At 63.2% G+C, this 19,475-nt stretch carries 22 protein-coding genes and 2 tRNA genes; 17 read left to right on the forward strand and 7 right to left on the reverse strand.

Going from position 1 to position 19,475, the window contains the following annotated elements; all coding sequences use genetic code 11:
- Positions 1 to 112 precede the first annotated feature (112 nt).
- Positions 113 to 1,393, reverse strand: a complete 1,281-nt coding sequence (hemA, locus tag MQW79_RS16310; protein WP_476585519.1) for a 5-aminolevulinate synthase — start codon at positions 1,391 to 1,393, stop codon at positions 113 to 115.
- 373 nt (positions 1,394 to 1,766) lie between these two features.
- Here hemA and MQW79_RS16315 point away from each other — a divergent pair, with 373 nt between their 5' ends.
- Positions 1,767 to 3,092 carry a hypothetical protein gene (locus tag MQW79_RS16315; protein ID WP_476585520.1) on the forward strand — a complete coding sequence of 442 codons (1,326 nt, stop codon included), beginning with the start codon at positions 1,767 to 1,769 and terminating at the stop codon, positions 3,090 to 3,092.
- Positions 3,093 to 3,111: 19 nt separating this feature from the next.
- Here MQW79_RS16315 and MQW79_RS16320 read toward each other — a convergent pair whose 3' ends face one another.
- On the reverse strand, positions 3,112 to 3,672 hold the full coding sequence (locus tag MQW79_RS16320) for a DUF4334 domain-containing protein (protein ID WP_476588253.1): 561 nt from the start codon (positions 3,670 to 3,672) through the stop codon (positions 3,112 to 3,114).
- Positions 3,673 to 3,876: 204 nt separating this feature from the next.
- Here MQW79_RS16320 and MQW79_RS16325 point away from each other — a divergent pair, with 204 nt between their 5' ends.
- The gene (locus MQW79_RS16325; protein ID WP_476585521.1) at positions 3,877 to 4,647 is read left to right on the forward strand and encodes an SDR family NAD(P)-dependent oxidoreductase; all 771 of its coding nucleotides are present in this window, start codon (positions 3,877 to 3,879) and stop codon (positions 4,645 to 4,647) included.
- A 98-nt stretch (positions 4,648 to 4,745) separates the two neighbouring features.
- Entirely contained in the window at positions 4,746 to 5,411 is a 666-nt protein-coding gene (locus MQW79_RS16330; protein WP_476585522.1) for a YiaD family glycine zipper/OmpA-like lipoprotein, read from the forward strand.
- Between the two features lie 53 nt (positions 5,412 to 5,464).
- On the opposite strand, the gene MQW79_RS16335 is transcribed toward MQW79_RS16330, so the two are convergent.
- Together MQW79_RS16335 and MQW79_RS16340 are read right to left on the reverse strand one after the other, a co-directional pair.
- Positions 5,465 to 5,791 (reverse strand): hypothetical protein, encoded by a 327-nt coding sequence (locus MQW79_RS16335; protein WP_476585523.1) that lies wholly within the window; start codon positions 5,789 to 5,791, stop codon positions 5,465 to 5,467.
- Positions 5,791 to 6,048, reverse strand: a complete 258-nt coding sequence (locus MQW79_RS16340; RefSeq protein ID WP_476585524.1) for a hypothetical protein — start codon at positions 6,046 to 6,048, stop codon at positions 5,791 to 5,793. The genes MQW79_RS16335 and MQW79_RS16340 overlap by 1 nt, the downstream gene beginning before the upstream one ends.
- A 185-nt stretch (positions 6,049 to 6,233) precedes the next feature.
- Here MQW79_RS16340 and MQW79_RS16345 point away from each other — a divergent pair, with 185 nt between their 5' ends.
- A complete protein-coding gene (locus tag MQW79_RS16345; protein WP_476585525.1) occupies positions 6,234 to 6,623 on the forward strand; it encodes a PRC-barrel domain-containing protein in 390 nt (129 codons plus the stop codon).
- 103 nt (positions 6,624 to 6,726) lie between these two features.
- Here MQW79_RS16345 and MQW79_RS16350 read toward each other — a convergent pair whose 3' ends face one another.
- Positions 6,727 to 7,647 (reverse strand): SMP-30/gluconolactonase/LRE family protein, encoded by a 921-nt coding sequence (locus tag MQW79_RS16350; RefSeq protein WP_476585526.1) that lies wholly within the window; start codon positions 7,645 to 7,647, stop codon positions 6,727 to 6,729.
- Positions 7,648 to 8,072: 425 nt separating this feature from the next.
- Between MQW79_RS16350 and MQW79_RS16355 the strand changes: the two genes are divergently transcribed.
- Positions 8,073 to 8,699: a hypothetical protein gene (locus MQW79_RS16355; RefSeq protein ID WP_476585527.1), complete on the forward strand. Its 627-nt coding sequence runs from the start codon at positions 8,073 to 8,075 to the stop codon at positions 8,697 to 8,699.
- 86 nt (positions 8,700 to 8,785) lie between these two features.
- Here MQW79_RS16355 and MQW79_RS16360 read toward each other — a convergent pair.
- Positions 8,786 to 8,860 (reverse strand) — tRNA-Thr (locus MQW79_RS16360).
- 475 nt (positions 8,861 to 9,335) lie between these two features.
- Between MQW79_RS16360 and murA the strand changes: the two genes are divergently transcribed.
- The 9 genes from murA to MQW79_RS16405 all read left to right on the forward strand — a co-directional run bounded on the left by murA (position 9,336) and on the right by MQW79_RS16405 (position 15,856).
- On the forward strand, positions 9,336 to 10,628 hold the full coding sequence (gene murA, locus MQW79_RS16365; RefSeq protein WP_476585528.1) for a UDP-N-acetylglucosamine 1-carboxyvinyltransferase: 1,293 nt from the start codon (positions 9,336 to 9,338) through the stop codon (positions 10,626 to 10,628).
- A 271-nt stretch (positions 10,629 to 10,899) separates the two neighbouring features.
- Complete coding sequence (locus tag MQW79_RS16370; RefSeq protein WP_476585529.1) at positions 10,900 to 11,280, forward strand: VOC family protein; 381 nt, start codon at positions 10,900 to 10,902, stop codon at positions 11,278 to 11,280.
- 267 nt (positions 11,281 to 11,547) lie between these two features.
- Positions 11,548 to 11,979, forward strand: coding sequence for a DUF2948 family protein (locus tag MQW79_RS16375; protein ID WP_476585530.1), 432 nt, complete (start codon positions 11,548 to 11,550; stop codon positions 11,977 to 11,979).
- 9 nt (positions 11,980 to 11,988) lie between these two features.
- Complete coding sequence (gene hisD / locus MQW79_RS16380) at positions 11,989 to 13,281, forward strand: histidinol dehydrogenase (RefSeq protein ID WP_476585531.1); 1,293 nt, start codon at positions 11,989 to 11,991, stop codon at positions 13,279 to 13,281.
- A gap of 8 nt (positions 13,282 to 13,289) precedes the next feature.
- Entirely contained in the window at positions 13,290 to 14,231 is a 942-nt protein-coding gene (locus tag MQW79_RS16385) for a UPF0262 family protein (protein WP_476585532.1), read from the forward strand.
- Positions 14,232 to 14,403: 172 nt separating this feature from the next.
- The gene (gene infA, locus MQW79_RS16390; protein ID WP_046103343.1) at positions 14,404 to 14,622 is read left to right on the forward strand and encodes a translation initiation factor IF-1; all 219 of its coding nucleotides are present in this window, start codon (positions 14,404 to 14,406) and stop codon (positions 14,620 to 14,622) included.
- Positions 14,623 to 14,726: 104 nt separating this feature from the next.
- Entirely contained in the window at positions 14,727 to 15,365 is a 639-nt protein-coding gene (locus MQW79_RS16395) for a Maf-like protein (protein ID WP_476585533.1), read from the forward strand.
- Entirely contained in the window at positions 15,365 to 15,544 is a 180-nt protein-coding gene (gene yacG / locus MQW79_RS16400; RefSeq protein ID WP_476585534.1) for a DNA gyrase inhibitor YacG, read from the forward strand. Before MQW79_RS16395 ends, yacG begins: the two co-directional genes overlap by 1 nt.
- Before the next feature lie 236 nt (positions 15,545 to 15,780).
- A tRNA-Phe gene (locus MQW79_RS16405) sits at positions 15,781 to 15,856 on the forward strand.
- 48 nt (positions 15,857 to 15,904) lie between these two features.
- Here MQW79_RS16405 and MQW79_RS16410 read toward each other — a convergent pair.
- On the reverse strand, positions 15,905 to 16,660 hold the full coding sequence (locus MQW79_RS16410) for an IclR family transcriptional regulator (RefSeq protein WP_476585535.1): 756 nt from the start codon (positions 16,658 to 16,660) through the stop codon (positions 15,905 to 15,907).
- Positions 16,661 to 16,786: 126 nt separating this feature from the next.
- Between MQW79_RS16410 and MQW79_RS16415 the strand changes: the two genes are divergently transcribed.
- From MQW79_RS16415 to pcaF, 3 genes are read left to right on the forward strand one after another with little or no spacing between them, the layout of a single operon-like run.
- Positions 16,787 to 17,509, forward strand: a complete 723-nt coding sequence (locus tag MQW79_RS16415; protein ID WP_476585536.1) for a 3-oxoacid CoA-transferase subunit A — start codon at positions 16,787 to 16,789, stop codon at positions 17,507 to 17,509.
- Positions 17,506 to 18,177, forward strand: a complete 672-nt coding sequence (locus tag MQW79_RS16420; protein ID WP_476585537.1) for a 3-oxoacid CoA-transferase subunit B — start codon at positions 17,506 to 17,508, stop codon at positions 18,175 to 18,177. The genes MQW79_RS16415 and MQW79_RS16420 overlap by 4 nt, the downstream gene beginning before the upstream one ends.
- A 1-nt stretch (position 18,178) precedes the next feature.
- The gene (gene pcaF, locus MQW79_RS16425; protein WP_476585538.1) at positions 18,179 to 19,381 is read left to right on the forward strand and encodes a 3-oxoadipyl-CoA thiolase; all 1,203 of its coding nucleotides are present in this window, start codon (positions 18,179 to 18,181) and stop codon (positions 19,379 to 19,381) included.
- The last annotated feature ends 94 nt before the right edge of the window (positions 19,382 to 19,475 follow it).

Consider the following 19,475-nt stretch of genomic DNA (forward strand, 5'->3'; position numbering starts at 1 on the left):
GGGGGCGGAGGCCGTCTCGAGCCAACCATCATATCCATACACCCGGAGGCGCCCGTGCCGTCCGACGGATCGGCCTGCGATGGGCGCCTTACTGAAGCCTTTGATGCGGGCCTCAGCCCCCCAGGCTGGGCAGGGTCAGGTCGCCACTGGTCAGCTTGCTCGCGGTAATGGCCGCGTCGGCGGGCTCGCGTGGCAATTCGAGGCTGGTCCAGACGCTGACCAGCGCGTGGCGTAGCTCGAAGATCATCTCGTCCGTATGCAGCGGCGTCGGGGTGATGCGCAGGCGCTCGGTGCCCTTGGGGACAGTCGGATAGTTGATCGGCTGGATATAGATGTTGTGCTTGTCGAGCAGCATGTCGCTGGCGGCTTTCACGGCGCGCGCATCGCCCACGATCAGCGGCACGATATGGGTGGCGGCCTCCATGACCGGCAGGCCGGCATCGGCCAGGATCGCCTTGGTCAGCCGTGCCTGGCGCTGGTGCATCAGGCGTTCTTCGCCATTGCCCTTGAGATGCTCGATCGACGCGCGGGCGGCCGCGCAGAGCGCCGGAGGCAGGGCTGTGGTGAAAATGAATTCGGGCGCATAGGAGCGTACGGCGTCGATGATCGCGCGGTTGGCAGCAATATAGCCGCCCATCACACCAAAACCCTTGGCCAGTGTGCCTTCGATGACGTCGATCCGGTCCATCACGCCTTCGCGCTCGGCAATGCCGCCGCCGCGCGGACCATACATGCCCACGGCATGGACTTCGTCGATATAGGTGAGGGCGCCGAATTCCTCGGCCAGGTCGCAGATGTCCTTGATCGGGGCGATGTCGCCATCCATCGAATAGACGGATTCAAACGCGATCAGCTTGGGTCGCTTGCGGTCGACCTGGCTCAGCAGCTCACGCAAATGCGCCACGTCATTGTGCCGAAAGATCTTCTTCTCCATGCCGCTCTGGCGCACGCCCTGGATCATCGAGGCGTGGTTGAGCTGGTCCGAGAAGATGATGCAGTCGGGCAGGAGGCGCGCAATGGTCGAGATCGCCGCCTCGTTGGAGACAAAGCCCGAGGTGAAGACCAGGGCCGCTTCCTTGCGATGCAGGTCGGCGAGCGAACGCTCCAGCTCGACCAGCGGGCGGTTGGTGCCTGAAATATTGCGGGTGCCGCCGGCGCCCACGCCCATCGTGCCCGCCGTGTCCTGCATGGCCTTCACGACCTTGTCGTGCTGGCCCATGCCCAGATAGTCATTGGAGCACCAGATGGTGATTTCGCGGGCATTGTCGGCGTCATCGCGATAGACCGCGCGGGGGAATCGGCCAGCAATCCGCTCAAGGTCTGCAAACACGCGATAGCGCTTTTCCGACCGCAGCGTGTCCACTGCATCCTCGAAAATTCCGCGATAGTCCATGGGAGCCATTCCTTTGCGAGCGCGGATACGGCGGGGCGGCCGATCCTGGCTCATTGAGCTCTACCTAATCCCCTGGGCGTCACTTTGATATAGGTCAATTCGACGCGTCCTCTTGCTAACCCATTGGTTTGCAACGGGCGCACTCTCAACATTGAGAGCAATTCTAAACTGTGATGAACCGCCGCGCCACCCGGCAATGGTCTGGCGTGTGATTGGGCCAAAGTCGGTGCGGTTTCCCCGTTTGGCACAGGCAGGGACCGGCCGGCAGATCGCAGTCTCCCAGGTTAACCGCTCATGCGGCAAAATGTTGCGGTTCGGCGCCGACTGCGCTTAGATCGGCAGGTCCCGGAGGGGGCGTGTGGGGGATATTGGCGTGAAGAGTTTTTCGTCGTCGAGTTTTGCTGGTCAGCAGAGTGATGCCTTGGCCCTGGCCAATGCCGCGGTGGAGCGGAACCCTCAGGCCTTGTTCACCGATTTCCAGTGGTTCCTGTTCAAGGGGCAGGACACGGTCTTCTTCACCGCCTTTTCCACCGAAAGCTACGACAAGGATCGTCTGGGCAATATGGTGGCCGAGATGATCGCCCTCGCGCCGCAGCTGACGCACGGCTTTGTCGGCGCCCAACCCGGACAGCCCTTCCCCAAGCACCTGCTCGATGCCATCACTTCGGTGGAAATGGTTGATGAGTTCGACGGCTATCCCGACAAGTGGCTGAGCAAGTCGACCGACATTTTTGAGCGCGAGGACCTGCCGCTGTTCCGCGTCATGGCGGCCGTGCGCCGCAGCGGACCCGATGCCGAGGGGCGGGCGGCCATCCTGCAGGTGCGCTCAAGCCACGCTTTGCTCGAAGGGTCGGACTCCGCCCTCCTGACCCGTTCGGCCGCCGCCGGCCATGGCGTGCAGTCGGACAAGGCCAACAAGCTGCCCTTCGGCGAGCGCCTCAAGAGTGCCCTGCGCGGCTGGCTGACCACGTTCATCTACCTGGTCCTGGCCAATGTCCTGGCTCCCAAGGAACAGCCCTGGGGCTTCAGGACCCTGGCCATCGAGCGACACCGCCTGCGTCGCCTTGCCAACAAACTCGGGGTTCGCCAGCGCTCGCTGATGTTCGCGCTCGTCACCCATGCGCTCAACGGCGATGGCGCCGAAAAGCACATGAGCAAGAAGGTGATCGGCGCCGCCTACACCATGCTCGACACCAAGCGGAACAATACCGACGACGACTTTTTCCGGGTCCGCGCGCTGGAAGCCAAGTTCACCGTCATGGACGATTTCGTTGCGTATGTCCGGGCCGTGGACGACACCGTCGCCGGCATCGAGCAGAAGGACATCACCTCATTCCAGGTGGTCATCAATTCGATGTTCAAGGCGATGCGCACCCTCAACCGGTTCATCCCCTCGCTGCCCAACAAGCGCTTCTGGCGCTTCAATGGCGGGATGCATATCGTGCTGACGCTTGTCCCGCCCCATCGCACCTATGGTCCCATGACCCATGGCATGGTGGAGCCGCTCTATTGCGGGGCCTGGCACACCGAGGTGAATATCTGCACCTTCTGCCCGGGCCGCGATTTCGTCACGCTCAATTTCTCGATGGAACAGCGCCACATTGCCAATGTGGACAAGATCCTGGGGCTTCTGGACGAGGTAGAACAGCGCGAGGTCACGCCGCATACCATGACCCCGTCGGTAGAACGTCTGCGTTAAGGCAGGTAATCTACCGGCATCAGCCTGGGGGCCGCGCCGGTTCCCGCCGCAGCACGAAGAAGTACGGCGCCTCATGGCCGCGCATGTCCATGGCGCCGATGACAGTGTCCGCGTCCACCATGCGGAACACGTCGTTGATCGGCAACGTGTCATAGATCATGGTCGCCGAAACCACGTCCCGGAACATCGTCATGCGCAGCCTGGCCTTGGGCTTCGTCGTTGCTGCAAAGGCCGATGCCAGCTGCACAAGTCCCGGCCGGGCCAGGCGCTGCGCGAGCCCAACCCTCGAGGTCAGCAGCGACATCGGCAGCCAGGCCGGGTCGAGGGCAAAGAGGCTGGCATCCCTGCGCTTGAAGACCAGGGGGTGGACGGTTTCACTGTCGTCGAACCGCTTGCCGTGCCAGCCGGATTTGCCGAGCAGCCCATCCAGTCCGTGCCCGGTCGGCAATTCGCTGCCGCGCCAGTTTCCAAGCATGTTGGCGATGGTCACGGCCGGCAGGCTGTCGAAATAGGCGAGTGCGGTCTGCGCATCGGTGCCGTGTTCGATTACCGCAAGTCGCTCGCGCCCTGATGTCGTCATGTCTGCCACACGCTTTCCCGGCTCGCTTGCGGCCCCGATCCGGCCGCCCACGGACCGTCTTGAAACCCGCCGCTCCACCCTTGGCAAGGGCCTGCCCGGTCGGAAGTGGGCTGCGCGGTTCTGATGCACGTACATCAGGCCCTTGCTCCCTGGGCGCGATAAGGCTATCTGGCGCCAATAATACTGACCGTCGGATGTCCCGCCATGACTGAATTTGCCCTCTATCCCAGCCTCAAGGATCGCGCCGTCGTCATTTCCGGCGGCGCCACGGGCATTGGCGAAGCCATGGTGCGTGCCTTTGCCGGGCAGGGCGCTCGTGTCGGCTTTGTGGATATCGCGACCGAGGCCGGAACCGCGCTGGCACAGGAGCTGACCCAGAAGGGGCAAGTGGTCCACTTCATCCGCTGCGACGTCACTGACATCGCCGCCTATCAGTCCGCCATCGCCGAGTTTGCGCGTCTCCATGGCGATGCGCTGGCGCTGGTGAACAATGCGGCACACGATGATCGTCACGACTGGGAAGACGTCACTCCTGAAAGCTGGGACCAGCGCATGGGCGTCAATCTCAAGCATGCCTTCTTTGCCGCGCAGGCCGTGGCGCCGGGCATGATCAAGGCCGGCAAGGGCGCCATCATCAATTTCGGCTCGGTGAGCTGGATGATCCTCGTACCCAAGCTGCCGGTCTATGAAACTGCCAAGGCGGCCGCCCATGGCCTCAGCCGGTCCCTCGCCCGCGAACTGGGGGCCTCCGGCATCCGCGTCAACACGCTGGTGCCCGGTGCCGTCATGACTCAACGCCAGCGCGACCTCTGGGTGACCGACGCGGATATTGAAGGTATCAAGCAGAGCCAGGCGATCCCGAAGACTCTGGCTCCGGACGACTGTGCCCGCATGGCCCTGTTCCTTGCCGCCGACGACAGCGCCATGATCACCGGCCAGCAATTCCTCGTCGATGCCGGCTGGGCCAACGTCTGAGCCCATTCATCGCCTGTTCATCCCCTTTCCCTCATCACGCTCCTGCCTTATTCAATGGCAACACAAGGCCACCAACCACGAATCCTTTTGGGGGAATCATGAAGTCGAAGGTACTCGTCGCTCTTGCAGCGACGCTGGCGCTCAGCGCCTGCACCACCACCAATCCCTATACCGGCCAGAGCCAGCTCTCCAACACGGCGGGCGGCACCCTGCTCGGCGCCGGCGGCGGCGCCATTGCCGGTGCCATTGTCGGCACGGCCGTGGGCGGTGACCCGCGCGTCGGTGCGCTGATCGGTGCTGGTGTCGGCGGTCTCACGGGTGCGGCCATCGGCAGCTACATGGATCAGCAGGAAGCCGAGCTGCGTGCGCAGCTCCAGGGCACCGGCGTTTCGGTCACCCGCGTGGGCGACCAGATCATCCTCAACATGCCGTCCAACATCACCTTCGCCACCGATCAGGCAACCGTGCAGCCGCAGTTCAACCAGACCTTGGTCTCGGTGGCGCTCGTGCTCAAGAAGTTCGACAAGACCATTGTCGACGTCTACGGCCACACCGATTCCACCGGTAGCGCCCAGCACAATCTCGAACTCAGCCAGCGCCGTGCCGTTTCGGTGGCCACGGTCCTGTCCAGCCAGGGCATCGATCAGCGCCGCTTCTATATCGAAGGCAAGGGTGCAACGAGCCCCATCGCTTCCAATGCCACCGAAGCCGGCCGCGCTCAGAACCGTCGCGTTGAAATCCAGCTCTCGCCGATCCGCGGCTAAGTTCCGTTCCGCACGACCCGTAACTAAGGCGCAGCCCGCGGGCTGCGCCTTTTCTATTGCGGCGGCAAGGCCTCTTCCGCGGCCCGTTCCTGGGCCGGGGACTCCACCATCGGGGCGGCAGTTGGCGAACCGGGTTCCACATCTGTCCCCGGCGCGCCCGAAAAGAGCTGCAGCAGGAACAGGATTGCGACGATGATCCCCAGGGCCACCATGCCATAGAGCCACCAATTGGTGGGTCCGGCGGCGCCTACGGATTCCTCGTGTTCGCCCGCAACCTTGACGCCGGAATCATCGGGGACATCGATGCGCGACCCCTTCTCGTCGATCAGGTAGTCGACCTTGGCAACCTGTGGTGAGCGGAAGTCGCTGGGCTCGGCCATCAGAAGTCTCCCCGCAATACGGTTTCCGTGCCGACGCCACTTTCCACACCTTCGCGGACTTCTGCGATGGCGCGGTCGATTTCTTCCGGCTCGAAGTCGACCGGGCGGCCCTCGGCCATGGCACCTGTCGCCTCGGCCTTGAGCTCGTTCAGAAGCTCGATCTTTTCACGTGCAGTGAACAGGGTGTGGTGCGCGATGAACATGGGATTGAGCTCATCGGTGCCTCCCATGCGCTGCCTGAGCGTGTCGAAGACCATTTATCGTCTCCTTTCAATGGATTCGGCCGAATTCGGCCATCCGGAGTCAATGCAGTGGAAGCCGCGCGGTTCCTGAAAAGGCCCTCCGGCATCGGCTGTCTCGGCACCGATCACATTTTCCCGATGCGGCGAAACCTCAGCGCGATCGTTGCGTTCACCCCGCACAACCAAGTTAGGAGGATAAGATGGCTTATGATGACAATCGCGTCGCTTCTGCCGACGTCAAGGAAACCCACGACCTCATCGCTTCCGACAAGGTAGAGGGCACCAAGGTGTATGGGCTCAACGGCGAGCATATCGGCTCGATCGAGCGCATTCTCGTCGAAAAGCGTGGCGGCAAGGTTTCTTATGCTGTGCTCAGCTTTGGCGGCTTCCTCGGCATGGGCCACGAGCATTATCCGCTGCCCTGGTCCAAGCTCGAATATGATGAAAATCTCGGCGGCTACCGCATCGATATTTCCAAGGAGCAGATCGAAGGCGCCCCGCGTTATGACGATATGGACGACAACTTCTGGACCGCTGAAAACGGCCGTCGCGTCCACGACTATTACGGCGTAACCCCATACTGGATCTAACCAGTCCAGGTTTTTCAATGACCTGATAATTGCGCGGCCGGTGCCCTCAGGCACCGGCCTCTTTCTCGGAATGCTTCAGGCACCGGCCCCTTCGCATCATGCCTCAGGGTGTCTGAACGCCTCTCGCATTGACATATATCGCATAGAGCGAAGTCGTGGCCGTGATGAACAGCCGGTTCCGCCGTTTGCCGCCGAAGGTCAGGTTGGAGACCCGCTGCGGCACGAGGATTTTTCCGCAAAGCGTACCCCGATCATCGAACACATGGACGCCGTCGGCGGCCGAACACCAGATCCAGCCGTCGCTGTCCACCCGGAAGCCATCGGGAATCCCGTTGTCGATCACGGCGAAGGGCCCGGCATCACGGACCCGTCTGCCCTCTTCGAGCAGATCGAAGGCGCGGATGTGACGGGGCGCTTCAGGGTCGTGACTGGCCCCTGAATCGGCCACGTAAAGCCGGCTTTCGTCGGGCGAGAAGGCCAGGCCATTGGGCTGGATGAAATCGGCAATGACGAGCGTAACCTCCCCTGTCTCCTGGTCGATCCGGTAGACGCCATGCACGGGCTGCTCCTGGGGCGATTGATAGCCCTCATAGTCCGAGATGATCCCGTAGCTGGGGTCGGTGAACCAGATCGAGCCGTCCGAGCGCACCACGACATCATTGGGAGAATTGAGCCGCTTTCCCTCGAACCGGTCCGCTAGCACGGTGATCGAACCGTCAGGCTCGGTTCGGGTCACGCTTCGCGTGCCATGCTCGCACGAAATCAGCCGCCCCTGCCGGTCTCGGGTGTGGCCATTGGCGAAATTGGACGGAGCCAGGTAGGTCGTCACCGAATTGTCGGCGGCGAGGAACCGCAACACGCGCTCGTTGGGAATGTCGGAAAAATAGAGGCAGTCGTGGTCCGGGAACCATACCGGCCCCTCTGTCCAGCGACAGCCCGAATGCAGTTCTTCCAGCTTTGCGCTGCCCAGGATCTTTCGGGCAAACCGCTGGTCGTGGATGTCGTAAAGCGCCTCTGCTGTCATTGCGGTCTCCCCATCTGGCTCAGGATTAGCCTCTGCTCATCGGGCTCACAAGCACGATGCCGGGCTATTTCTCCCTCGTTTCCCGCGCCCATTTCGGCACGTTTTCGCCACGGTTCGAGGCGGGCGGGTGCGTAATCCACAATCTCCCCACCCGGTGTCGCACCCTCCGCGCAAAAAAGAATCACGCAGTGTGCACTATTTAAGTGGGGATGAATTGCTCGGTTCTCCCATTCATTCCGACAGGGAACAAAAGTTCACAAAGCGGCCGCTATCTCACATTTAAGTGAGCGCGTCGAAGTGGCGTGGTTGTCGCGTGTTGCTCGCCCCTTCGAAGACTGAAGAGTTCGTCGGGGATTTTACCAAAAACTGAAGAAATACAATCCACGCGCCATTCCGGCGCGCGATGAATTACGCTTGGAGATAAAATGAACATTAGCGATTTGATTGGCGATCCAACCTTCTTCAAAGGGGGAATCCGGATCGTGCACTTCATCGGCCTTGCCCTGGGCCTCGGTACGGCGACGTTTCTGGATCTGATGATCCTGCGCTTCATGGTCCGCGACCGGGTGCGCAAGTCCCATGCCGAGGCGTTCGAGTTTGGCACTAAGGTAGTGACGGCGGGCCTGGTCATGCTGTGGATCAGCGGCCTGGGCTTCCTGGTCTACTATTGGGGCTTTGATCCCGAAAAGCTCGGCAACCCCAAGATCTGGGCCAAGCTGAGCATTGTCGGCGTTCTGACGGCCAATGCCGTCTATCTGCACAAGCTGGTGCTCCCCATCGTGCAGGCGCAGGTATCGCGCACGCTGTTCGGTGACCTGACGCGCGGTCAGCGGATCCGCATGATCATCGGCGGCACCACATCCGTGACCTGCTGGTATGTCCCGGTGGCGCTCGCCACCATTCCGCAATTCAACAATTCCATTCCGGCCGACCAGCTCTGGGCCCTGTTCTGTGCCCTTCTGGTGAGCGCCAACCTCCTCGCCATCACGGCCGGCCTCGCCCTGGAATCCAGGATCGCCCGCCGCACCACGCCGCAACTCAGCCCGGGCTGACAGCAGCCACCACTCGTCCGGGTCGCTCGGCGCCAAAAGGCACGAGCGGCCCGGACTGGTGATGGCAAACTACAATGTGAGGAAACTGGTGCTGCCGGACAGGATTGAACTGTCGGCCTCTCCCTTACCAAGGGAGTGCTCTACCACTGAGCTACGGCAGCGTTTTGTCTTTGGCGCGGTGATCCGGCGCGGCGACGGGGGCTCCTTTGCCATAGCGTCTCACTCGACGCAAGACCAAAAAGCGCCTATCAACCGCCCCGTTGGAATCGACGGGCCGGAGCCATGGGCAAATCGGAGCAAAACCAGTTGCGCGAGCAAAGATTGGCCGCAAAGCTGCGTGAGAACCTGAAACGCCGCAAGGATCAGGCACGGGCGCGATCGGCAACCGATGCCGCCCCGCTTGATGACCGGCACCCAGAAACGGGCACGGACAAGAAACCGTAAACCATTTTCGGGCGATTCTAGCGTGTCGGGCGCCGAGGCCATCAGTGGATGACCATCGCGCGACAGGCTAAACGGGGCCGCAAGGTTCCAACCCATTCTAGAGAACGGCTGGTCTGGCCTACGTGGCAACGAAGACCTCGCCTACCTCCCACCAGGTAGCAGGCCCCAGGGGGCCATTTTTGAGGACTTCTTATGGATCGTATTCGTTTGATTGGTGGCAATGAGCTGCGCGGCGAAATCCCGATTTCGGGCGCCAAGAACGCCGCCCTGCCGCTGATGATTGCATCGCTTCTGAGCGACGAGCCGCTGGTTCTGACCAATGTGCCTCGCCTCGCCGACGTCAAGCAGCTCGAGCGCATTCTCGAGAATCACGGTGTCGATATTGCCGTGCATGGCCGTCGTCGCGGCGAAGAGGAAGGCGTGGGCCAGCGCATGACCTTTCATGCCGCCGACATCGTCGACACCACCGCCCCCTATGACCTCGTCTCCAAGATGCGCGCCAGTTTCTGGGTCATCGGGCCGCTGCTGGCCCGCTGCCACGAGGCCCGCGTTTCGCTGCCTGGCGGCTGCGCCATCGGCACGCGTCCGGTCGATCTGTTCCTCTTCGGGCTCAAGGCGCTGGGCGCCGAGATCGACATCGACGAGGGCTATGTCGTTGCCAAGGCGCCCAAGGGGGGACTTGTCGGTGCGACCATCACCTTCCCCAAAGTGTCGGTCGGCGCGACCCATACGATCCTGATGGCGGCAACCCTCGCCAAGGGCACCACCGTCATTGAGAACGCCGCCCAAGAACCCGAAATCACCAATGTCGCCGAATGCCTCGTGGCCATGGGCGCGAAGATTTCCGGTATCGGCACGCGTACCCTGACCATCGAAGGCGTCGAAAAGCTCCATGGCGCCACGGTGGAAGTGATTCCCGATCGCATCGAAACCGGCACCTTCGCCATGGCTGCGGCCATGACCGGGGGTGACGTGCTGCTGACCGGCGCCCGCCCCGAACACCTGCAGGCCGCCCTCGACATTCTCGCCCGGACCGGGGTCGAACTCACCCCGGAAGCCGGCGGGCTGCGCGTGCGCCGCAATGGCAACGGCATCCAGCCGGTCGATGTGGAAACCGATCCCTTCCCCGGCTTCCCGACCGACTTGCAGGCCCAGTTCATGGCGCTGATGACCATGAGCAACGGCGTGAGCCATATCCGCGAGACGATTTTCGAGAACCGCTACATGCATGTGGCCGAACTTGCCCGCTTCGGGGCCGATATTGCCGTCAACGGCCAGGTCGCCACCATTACCGGCAAGTCCCAGCTTCGGGGAGCCCAGGTCATGGCGACCGACCTGCGCGCCTCGGTGTCGCTGGTCATTGCCGGCCTTGCCGCCCGGGGCGAGACCGTCGTCAACCGCATCTATCACCTCGATCGCGGCTTCGAGCGGCTCGAAGACAAGCTCGGCCGCTGCGGGGCGGAGATTGAACGCGTGGCGGGCTGAGAGCCGTCCCGAAGGGCTAATCGCTCCAGTGGAGCGATTGGAGGCGGGCAGGCCATGAGACTTCGCGGGTGATCCGAAGGACGAAAGGCTCCGGTGGAGCCTTTCGAGCCAAGAAGGCCACGAAAGCTATGCTTGAGTGGCAGCTCGAATGGCGGGGTCTCTCGATACATCCCAAATCGTCACCACCGGGCTTGTCCCGGTGGTCCATGCCGCCGCAAGATGGGTTGCCCGGACAAGCCGGGCAATGACGATCGTGGAGGGAGCGCGGACTATGACAAGACCCCACGGCACATTCGTCTGGAACGACCTGCTCACCACGGATGTCGAAAAGGCGAAAACCTTCTTCGCCCGAGCCCTGGGCTGGACCTTTGAGGATTTTACCCTTGAAGGTCACCCATACTTCGTCATCCGCTCTGGCGCAGAAATGGTCGGTGGCCTCGGCGCCATCGAGCATGGCGATGTTGAGACGACATATTCCTATTGGATCGGCTTCATAGAAGTCACCGACATCGACGAGCGCTTCGCCACCGCGCTCGAAGCCGGCGCCATCGCCATCCGCCCGCCGCACGACGTCGAAGGCATTGGCCGGGTCTGCGTCCTGCGCGACCCCACCGGTGCGGCCATAGGCTGGATGCAGTCGGCCCGGACTTGAGTTCGGTAGCGCCGCTGCGCCATAGACCACCACACTTGATCCCTGCACGATGAACACCGGCGCCGCGGTCCTGCGCCTCCCTCCCCTTGATGGGGAGGGAATGAGGGTGGGGTGACGGCGCGCGTGGGCTAGCCATCATTCGCGTATGCCGGTCCCGTGGCGGTGCTCTCCAATGCAGCGGCAAAGCATTGCCCCTCTGCTCGCAAACTTGTAGATCGGAATTGTCGTGACCAGATAGGGTCATCGCATCCCAACAGGGCCTCGCACATGACCGATCTCAAGCTGATAGCGCTTGATACCGAAGACCTCGAAATCGTCTCCGCCCACGTGCAGGATGCCATCATCCGCACAGCCGACATGGGCTATGCCAAGGGCGACAAGCGCTTCGCGCTGCTGATGAACCGGTTCGACTGGGCCAGCGACAAGCCGCGCTCCAAGGGCCTGCGCAAGCGCTCTGCGCTCTATTTCAGCGGCGTCACCCATGCCGCCTTTGCCGGCTTTGATCCTGCCGCGCCCGAAGGCGTGGTGGAGCTGCTCGACATCGCCTTCACGCCGACCGACGCGCCCTCGGGCATTGTCGAGCTGCGCCTCGCCGGCGGCGGCACGGTGCGCCTCAGCGTCGACTATCTCGAAGTGCGCCTGGCCGATCTCGGCGGTGCCTGGGCCGCCGCGGCAAGGCCGTCCCACAACCTCGATTGAAAGCCAGCAATGCCTCTTCGCCTCGATAGTGCGCAGCCCGATTTCGAACAGCGTTTCGTCGACCTGCTCGGCGCCAAGCGTGAATCCAGCAAGGATGTGAGCGACACCGTTGCCGCCATCATTGCCGATGTGCGCCTGCGCGGTGACGCGGCCGTGGTCGAATTGACCAACAAGTTCGACCGCACCAGCTTTACCACATCGGACATCGCCTTCACCGCCGACGAGATCGCCGCTGCGGCGGCCGCGGTCCCGACCCATGTGCGTGCGGCGCTGCAAACCGCTCATGATCGCATCAAGGCCCATCACGAAAAGCAGAAGCCCGAGGATCATATCTATACCGATGCGCTTGGCGTTACCCTGGGTTCGCGCTGGACGGCGGTCGATGCCGTCGGCATCTATGTGCCGGGGGGGCTGGCCTCCTATCCCTCCTCGGTGCTGATGAATGCCGTGCCGGCGCGCGTCGCCGGCGTCTCCCGCATAGCCATGGCCGTGCCGACGCCCGACGGCGAGATCAACCCGACCGTGCTGGCGGCCGCGCAGATATCAGGCACCACCGAGATCTATCGCATCGGCGGCGCCCAGGCCGTGGCGGCCCTGGCCTATGGCACGGCAACCATTCCGCGGGTCGACAAGGTCACCGGTCCCGGCAATGCCTATGTGGCGACCGCCAAGCGCCAGGTTTTTGGTCAGGTCGGCATCGACATGATCGCCGGCCCCTCCGAGGTCCTGGTCATTGCCGATAGCTCCGCCAATCCCGCCTGGGTCGCGGCCGATCTCATCGCCCAGGCCGAGCATGGGGCAGGGGCCCAGTCCATTCTTGTCACCACCGATCCGCGGCTCGCCGATGCGGTTGCAGCGGAAATGGATCGCCAGCTCGCGCTGCTGCCTAAGCAGAAACTGGCCCGCGACGGCTGGGACGAGCTGGGCGCCATCATCACCGTGTCCTCGCTTGACGAGGCGGCGGACCTCGCCAATCGCATCGCTTCCGAACATGTCGAGATCGCCACCGACGCCCCCGAAGCATTGGTTCCAAAGATCCGCCACGCCGGCGCTATCTTTCTTGGCCACCACACGCCCGAGGCCATCGGCGACTATGTCGGTGGGTCCAACCACGTTCTGCCCACCGCCCGGTCGGCGCGTTTCGCCTCGGGTCTCGGCGTGCTCGATTTCATGAAGCGCACCTCGATCCTGGGGTGCACGCCCTCTTCGCTGTCGGCTCTGGCCGAACCCGCCGTGACCATTGCCGGGGTCGAGGACCTCGACGGCCATGGGCGGTCCATTTCCATTCGGCTCAACCGGTGAGCAATCCCATGGGCAAGGAGCCGGTGGCGACAGAAAAGAACAGGCTCGTCACCGTCACGCTCGACCCCAATACCATTACCTCGATCAATCCCGACGAGGTGCATGAATGGCGCATCGCCATCTATGACCTGCTGGAAAACAACAGCTTCAAGCCTGCCCGGGTCAGCGCCGAGGGCCCCTATGCGCTGCACATGTCGATCATCGGCAATTACATCCTGCTCGACGTGCGCAATCCCGAGACCTTCCAGCCGATCGCCGCGCACTATCTTTCGCTGACCCCGTTCCGCCGGCTGATTCGCGATTATTTCCGCATCCGCGACGCCTATTACGAGGCCATCCGCTCGGCCCAGCCCTTTCAGATCGAAACCGTCGATATGGCCCGGCGCGGCATGCACAACGAGGCGGCCGAGCTGCTGCGCACGCGGCTCAACAACAAGATCATCCTCGATCTCAACACCGCGCGGCGCCTCTTTACCCTCATCTGTGCCGTCCAGCCCTATGCCAGCCGCATCGACGAGGCGACCAGCGAGCTGCCCACCGTGCTCTTTGTCTGCTCGATGAATTCGGTGCGATCGCCCATTGCCGCCGCGCTCGCCCGCCAGGCCTTTCCCGGTCGCGTCATCGCCCGCTCGGTGGGTGTCAATGGCGGCAAGGCCGACCAGTTCGTGCACGAGGTCATGGAAGAGGTCGGCATTGATATGAGCGTGCACACGCCCCATATCCTGGACGAATTGGTCGCCAACCATTTCGATCTCGTCATCACGCTCTCCGACGATGCGCCCGAGGCCGTTCGGCGGAAGGGACTGGAGGCAGGCGCGCTCGAAGAGTGGCAGGTGGCCGATCCATCGCTGGTCGAAGGCAATCGGGCGCTGGTGCTCGATGCCTATCGCGACCTGCGCGACAGCCTTCGCAAGAAGGTCAGGGCGCGGCTGGAAACCCTGGTCACCTGACCCCATCGCCCGACAAGAGCGCCCGAATTCAGGCCTTTTCACCCGCTTTTGCGCACAATGTGACGCCGCCTTGGGCAGGTGGTTCACAAATCCATTGAATTGCAGTAGGTAGAGGCCACTTTCCGACCCGTGGCCGGCAAGCAATGCCCCTATGGGTCCATCAGGAGACAGTATGGCGAAGGAAGAAGTGCTCGAATTTCCGGGCGTCGTCACAGAATTGCTTCCCAACGCGACATTCCGCGTGAAGCTCGAGAACGATCATGAGATCATCGCTCACACCGCTGGGCGCATGCGCAAGAACCGCATCCGCGTTCTGGCCGGCGACAAGGTGCTGTGCGAGATGACCCCCTACGACCTCACCAAGGGTCGCATCACCTACCGATTCAAGTGAGGCGCGACCACCGAAAGGTGGGCAAAACGATCCAGTGGATCGTTTTGAGCAACGAACGCCCTGAGCCATGCGAAGGGCCCGGGTTTTCCAGGAGCACGATATAGATGGCCGGCCGTCCCGACCTGATTCTGGCTTCCGCCTCGCCGCGTCGGCTGGCTCTGCTCAACCAGATCGGCATCGAGCCCGAACATCTGGTGCCGGCCCATGTCGATGAAACCCCCGAAAAGGGCGAGCTGCCGCGCAAGCTGGCGCAGCGCCTGGCCGATCTGAAGGCGCTCACCGCCCAGCACAAGGCGCGGGTCGCCGGCTTCGGCTCCAATTCCCTGGTGCTGGCGGCCGATACGGTCGTTGCCGTCGGACGTCGCGTCCTGCCCAAGGCCGAGACCATGGAAGAGGCCTCCGATTGCCTTCGCCTGCTCTCGGGCCGCGCGCATCGCGTCTATACCGGCATGACCCTGATCACCCCGTCCGGCGCCCGCCGTCATCGCCTGGTCGAAACCCGCATCCGTTTCAAGCGCCTGTCGGCCAAGGAAATGGAAGCCTATCTTGCCAGCGCCGAATGGCGCGACAAGGCCGGCGGCTATGCCATCCAGGGCATTGCCGGCTCCTTCGTGGTCAAGCTCGTCGGCTCCTATTCCGCCGTCGTCGGCCTGCCCCTGCACGAAACTGCCCAGCTTCTGGCCGGCGAGGGCTATCCCGTGCATTTCAACTGGCTCAATCAGTCGAGCCTTTCGGGCGTCTGATGCCGGAAACACCAGCAAAGAAATGCCCCATCTGTGGCAAGCCCGCCGTAGAAGCGTTCAAGCCCTTCTGCTCCAAACGCTGCGCCGACGTCGACCTCAACCGCTGGCTCACGGGCAACTACGTCATCCCCGCCCGGGACGACGAACCCCTGCCGGACAGTGACGACGAAGAGAACTAGTTTTTCGCTTCCCCGACGAGAAGCCTCTCGGCTCCTTCGTCACCTCCCCCTGAACGGGGAGCGTCGCTAGGCCCATAGGGTCGTAGCAGAGCGAGGTGGGGGTGTTGCCGCACACGAGCGCCTCATCACCGCCCCACCAAAAATCCCTTTATCCACATCCCCTTTTCCCGCTTGCGCGGCAAAAACCGTTCCCCTATAAGGCCCGTGGCTCGCAGCATCAGCTGCAAAAGCCCGATGCCCAGATAGCTCAGTTGGTAGAGCAGCGGATTGAAAATCCGCGTGTCGCTGGTTCGATTCCGGCTCTGGGCACCACTCCTTTCTCACATCGAAGCGCTGTTCAACGCTGATCGGCGCCCGCCGTTAGTTCAGCATGCCCCGCAGCTCTGCCTGAACGGCGCGCATTGGCGCCAGATAAAGCTCTGCCAGGGCGCCGATTTCAGTCTGATTGGCTGGCAGCCCGATATTGAGCGCCGCGATCACCTTGCCCCGTGCATTGTGCACCGGCACGGCAATGGACCGCAGCCCCAGCTCCACCTCCTGGTCGATCAACGCAAAACCCTGTTCCCGCACCTCACCGAGAATGGCCATCAGCCGCTCCACGTCGGTGACCGTATAGGGTGTGCGCCCGAGCAGCGGCGCCCCTTCCAGCAAGGCCCGCGCCTCCGCCTCGGGCATTGCGGCCAGCATCACCCGTCCCATCGAGGTGCAGAAGGCCGGCAGGCGCGAGCCGGGCATCAGGGCGATGGACATGACCTTGCGCTGCGCCGCCCGCGCCACATAGACGATTTCTGATCCATCGAGGATCGACACCGACGAGCTCTCGCCGAGCCGATCCGAGAGCTGGTCGAGCAGCGGCTGCACCATCTGCGGCAGCGGCATGGTGGCGAGGCACGCCGTGCCCAGCCGCAGGATGCGCGGCGTCAGGGTGAAGTATTTCCCGTCATAATCGGCGTAGCCGAGATGGGCGAGGGTGAGCAGACACCGCCGCGCCGTGGCCCGGTCGAGCCCGGAAGTGGCCGAGATTTCCGAGATCGACTGGCGCGGCTTGTCGGCGGTGAAACTCTCGATGACGAGAAGCCCCTTGGCCAGCCCGCCCATGATGTCGCGTTCCAGCATTCTGGTCTCGTTTGTGCGATATATCAACAAATGGAACATATCGCACAAACCGCATTGCCTTCAACCATCGCCCGGGCCTAATCGATTTCAGGCAATTCTGGCTCATGCAGAAGGAATGACACGTCAATGGACAAGACAGTCCCGGACCTGGCCACGGCAGTGGCGGGCATCGAGGATGGCATGGTGCTGATGGTGGGCGGCTTCGGCGGCTCCGGCGCGCCGATCGAGCTGATCCACGCCCTCATCGACCGGTTCAAGGCCACGGGGAGCCCGAAGAACCTCACCGTGGTCAACAACAATGCCGGCAATGGCCGCATCGGCATCGCCGCCATGATCGATGCCGGCATGGTCGCCAAGATGGTCTGTTCCTTCCCGCGCTCGGCCGATCCGCGCGCCTTCACCGAGAAATACCTCGCTGGCCAGATCGGGCTCGAACTGGTGCCACAGGGCACTCTGGCCGAACGCATCCGCGCCGGTGGCGCCGGCATTCCGGCCTTCTATACGCCCGCCAGCTATGGCACCGATGTCGCCAAGGGCAAGCCGGTCGCCGAATTCGACGGCAAGCACTATGTGCAGGAGCGCTGGCTGAAGGCCGATGCCGCTCTCATCAAGGCCGAGCTGGCCGACACGATGGGCAATCTCACCTATCGCAAGGCGGCGCGCAATTTCTCGCCGCTGATGGCCGCCGCCGCGAAGGTCACCATCGTGCAGGCGACCAGGGTCGTGCAGCCGGGGGACATCGACCCCGAACAGGTCGTCACGCCGGGCATTTTCGTCAACCGTATCGTCGAAGTGGCCGATGCAAAGCAGGAAGAAGCCCTGATGCGCGAAGGAGTGGCCTACGCATGAGCGACAAACTTTCCAACGCCCAGATCGCCTGGCGCGCCGCGCAGGACATCGAGGACGGTGCCTATGTGAACCTCGGCATCGGCTTTCCCGAAATGGTGGCCAAGTTCCAGCCGCCCGGCAGGCAGGCCATCTTCCACACCGAGAACGGCGTGCTCAATTTCGGAGAGGCGCCGCCCGAGGGTGAGGAGGACTGGGACCTCATCAATGCCGGCAAGAAGGCCATCACCCTCAGGCCCGGTGCCGCCTTTTTCCATCATGCCGACAGCTTTGGCATGGTGCGCGGCGGCCATCTCGACGTGGCGATCCTCGGCACCTATGAAGTCGCCGAAAACGGTGATCTCGCCAATTGGTCGACCGGTCCCAAGGGCGTACCGGCCGTCGGTGGCGCCATGGATCTGGTCCATGGCGCCAGGCGCGTCGCCGTCATCACCGATCACGTCACCAAGGACGGCAAGCCGAAGCTGGTGAAAAAGTGCACCCTGCCGCTGACCGGCGTCGGCTGCGTCACCCGCGTCTATACCAGCCTTGCCGTACTCGACATCGAAAACGGCCGCTTCGTGCTGCGCGAAAAACTGCCCTCCATGAGTGTCGCGGACCTGCAGGCGGTGACTGGCGCCGAGCTGGTCCTGCCCTCGACCATTGGCGACCTCGTCGCCCCGGAGCTTTGATATGACCGAAGCCTTTATCTGCGCCTATAGGCGCACCCCCATCGGTCGCTTTGGCGGCTCGCTCTCCGCGGTCCGTCCCGACGATCTCGGCGCCATCCCCCTGAAGGCGCTGATGGCCGAACTGGCCGGCGTTGATTGGGACGCCGTCGACGACGTCATTTTCGGCAATGCCAACCAGGCGGGCGAGGACAATCGCAATGTCGCACGCATGAGCCTGCTGCTGGCGGGTCTTCCGGTCGGCGTCACCGGCACCACGATCAACCGGCTCTGCGGCTCGGGCATGGATGCGGTGATTGCAGCCGCCCGGGCAATCAAGTCCGGCGAGGCCGACCTCGTCATTGCCGGCGGCACCGAAAGCATGTCGCGCGCGCCCTTCGTCCTGCCCAAGGCCGACACGGCCTTTTCGCGCAATGCCGAGATTTACGACACCACCATTGGCTGGCGTTTCGTCAATCCGCAGATGAAGGCGCTGTACGGCGTCGATTCCATGCCCGAAACCGGCGAGAACGTGGCGCAGGAATTCGGCGTTTCGCGCGAGGCGCAGGACGCCTTCGCGGTCCGTAGTCAGGACAAGGCCGTCGCCGCGCAGAAATCCGGCCGCCTCGCCAGGGAAATCGTCCCGGTCTCCATCCCCCAGAAAAAGGGCGACCCAACAGTCGTCGATACCGACGAGCATCCGCGCGCCGGCACGACGCTCGAGACGCTGGCAAAACTGCGCCCGCTCTTTCCCAATGGCACGGTCACCGCCGGCAATGCCTCGGGGGTCAACGATGGCGCGGCTGCGCTCATCATCGCCTCCGAAGCCGCCGCGAAGCGGCATGGCCTCACGCCCATTGCCCGCATTCTCGGCGGTGCCACTTCGGGCGTGCCGCCGCGCATCATGGGCATGGGCCCGGCGCCGGCCAGCAAGAAGCTGTTCGCACGGCTGGGGCTCACCGAAGCCGATTTCGATGTCATCGAACTCAACGAGGCATTCGCCAGCCAGGGCATTGCCGTGTTGCGCGACCTCGGCATTGCCGAGGACGACGCCCGCGTGAACCCCAATGGCGGCGCCATTGCCCTTGGCCATCCGCTCGGCATGAGCGGCGCCCGCATCACCGGCACTGCAGCGCTGGAGCTGGCCCTTTCGGGCGAGCGCCGGGCGCTGGCCACCATGTGCATTGGCGTCGGCCAGGGCATCGCCATCGGCCTTGAGCGCGTTTGACTCAGACTCTGCACACCCACGATGTCACCCCGGCGAAGGCCGGGGTCCATTCTCGGACCTCAGAGTAGTCCTCGAACGCGCAGCTTTGCTCCGC

The organism is Devosia sp. Micro-HW1 (genome assembly GCF_056341075.1).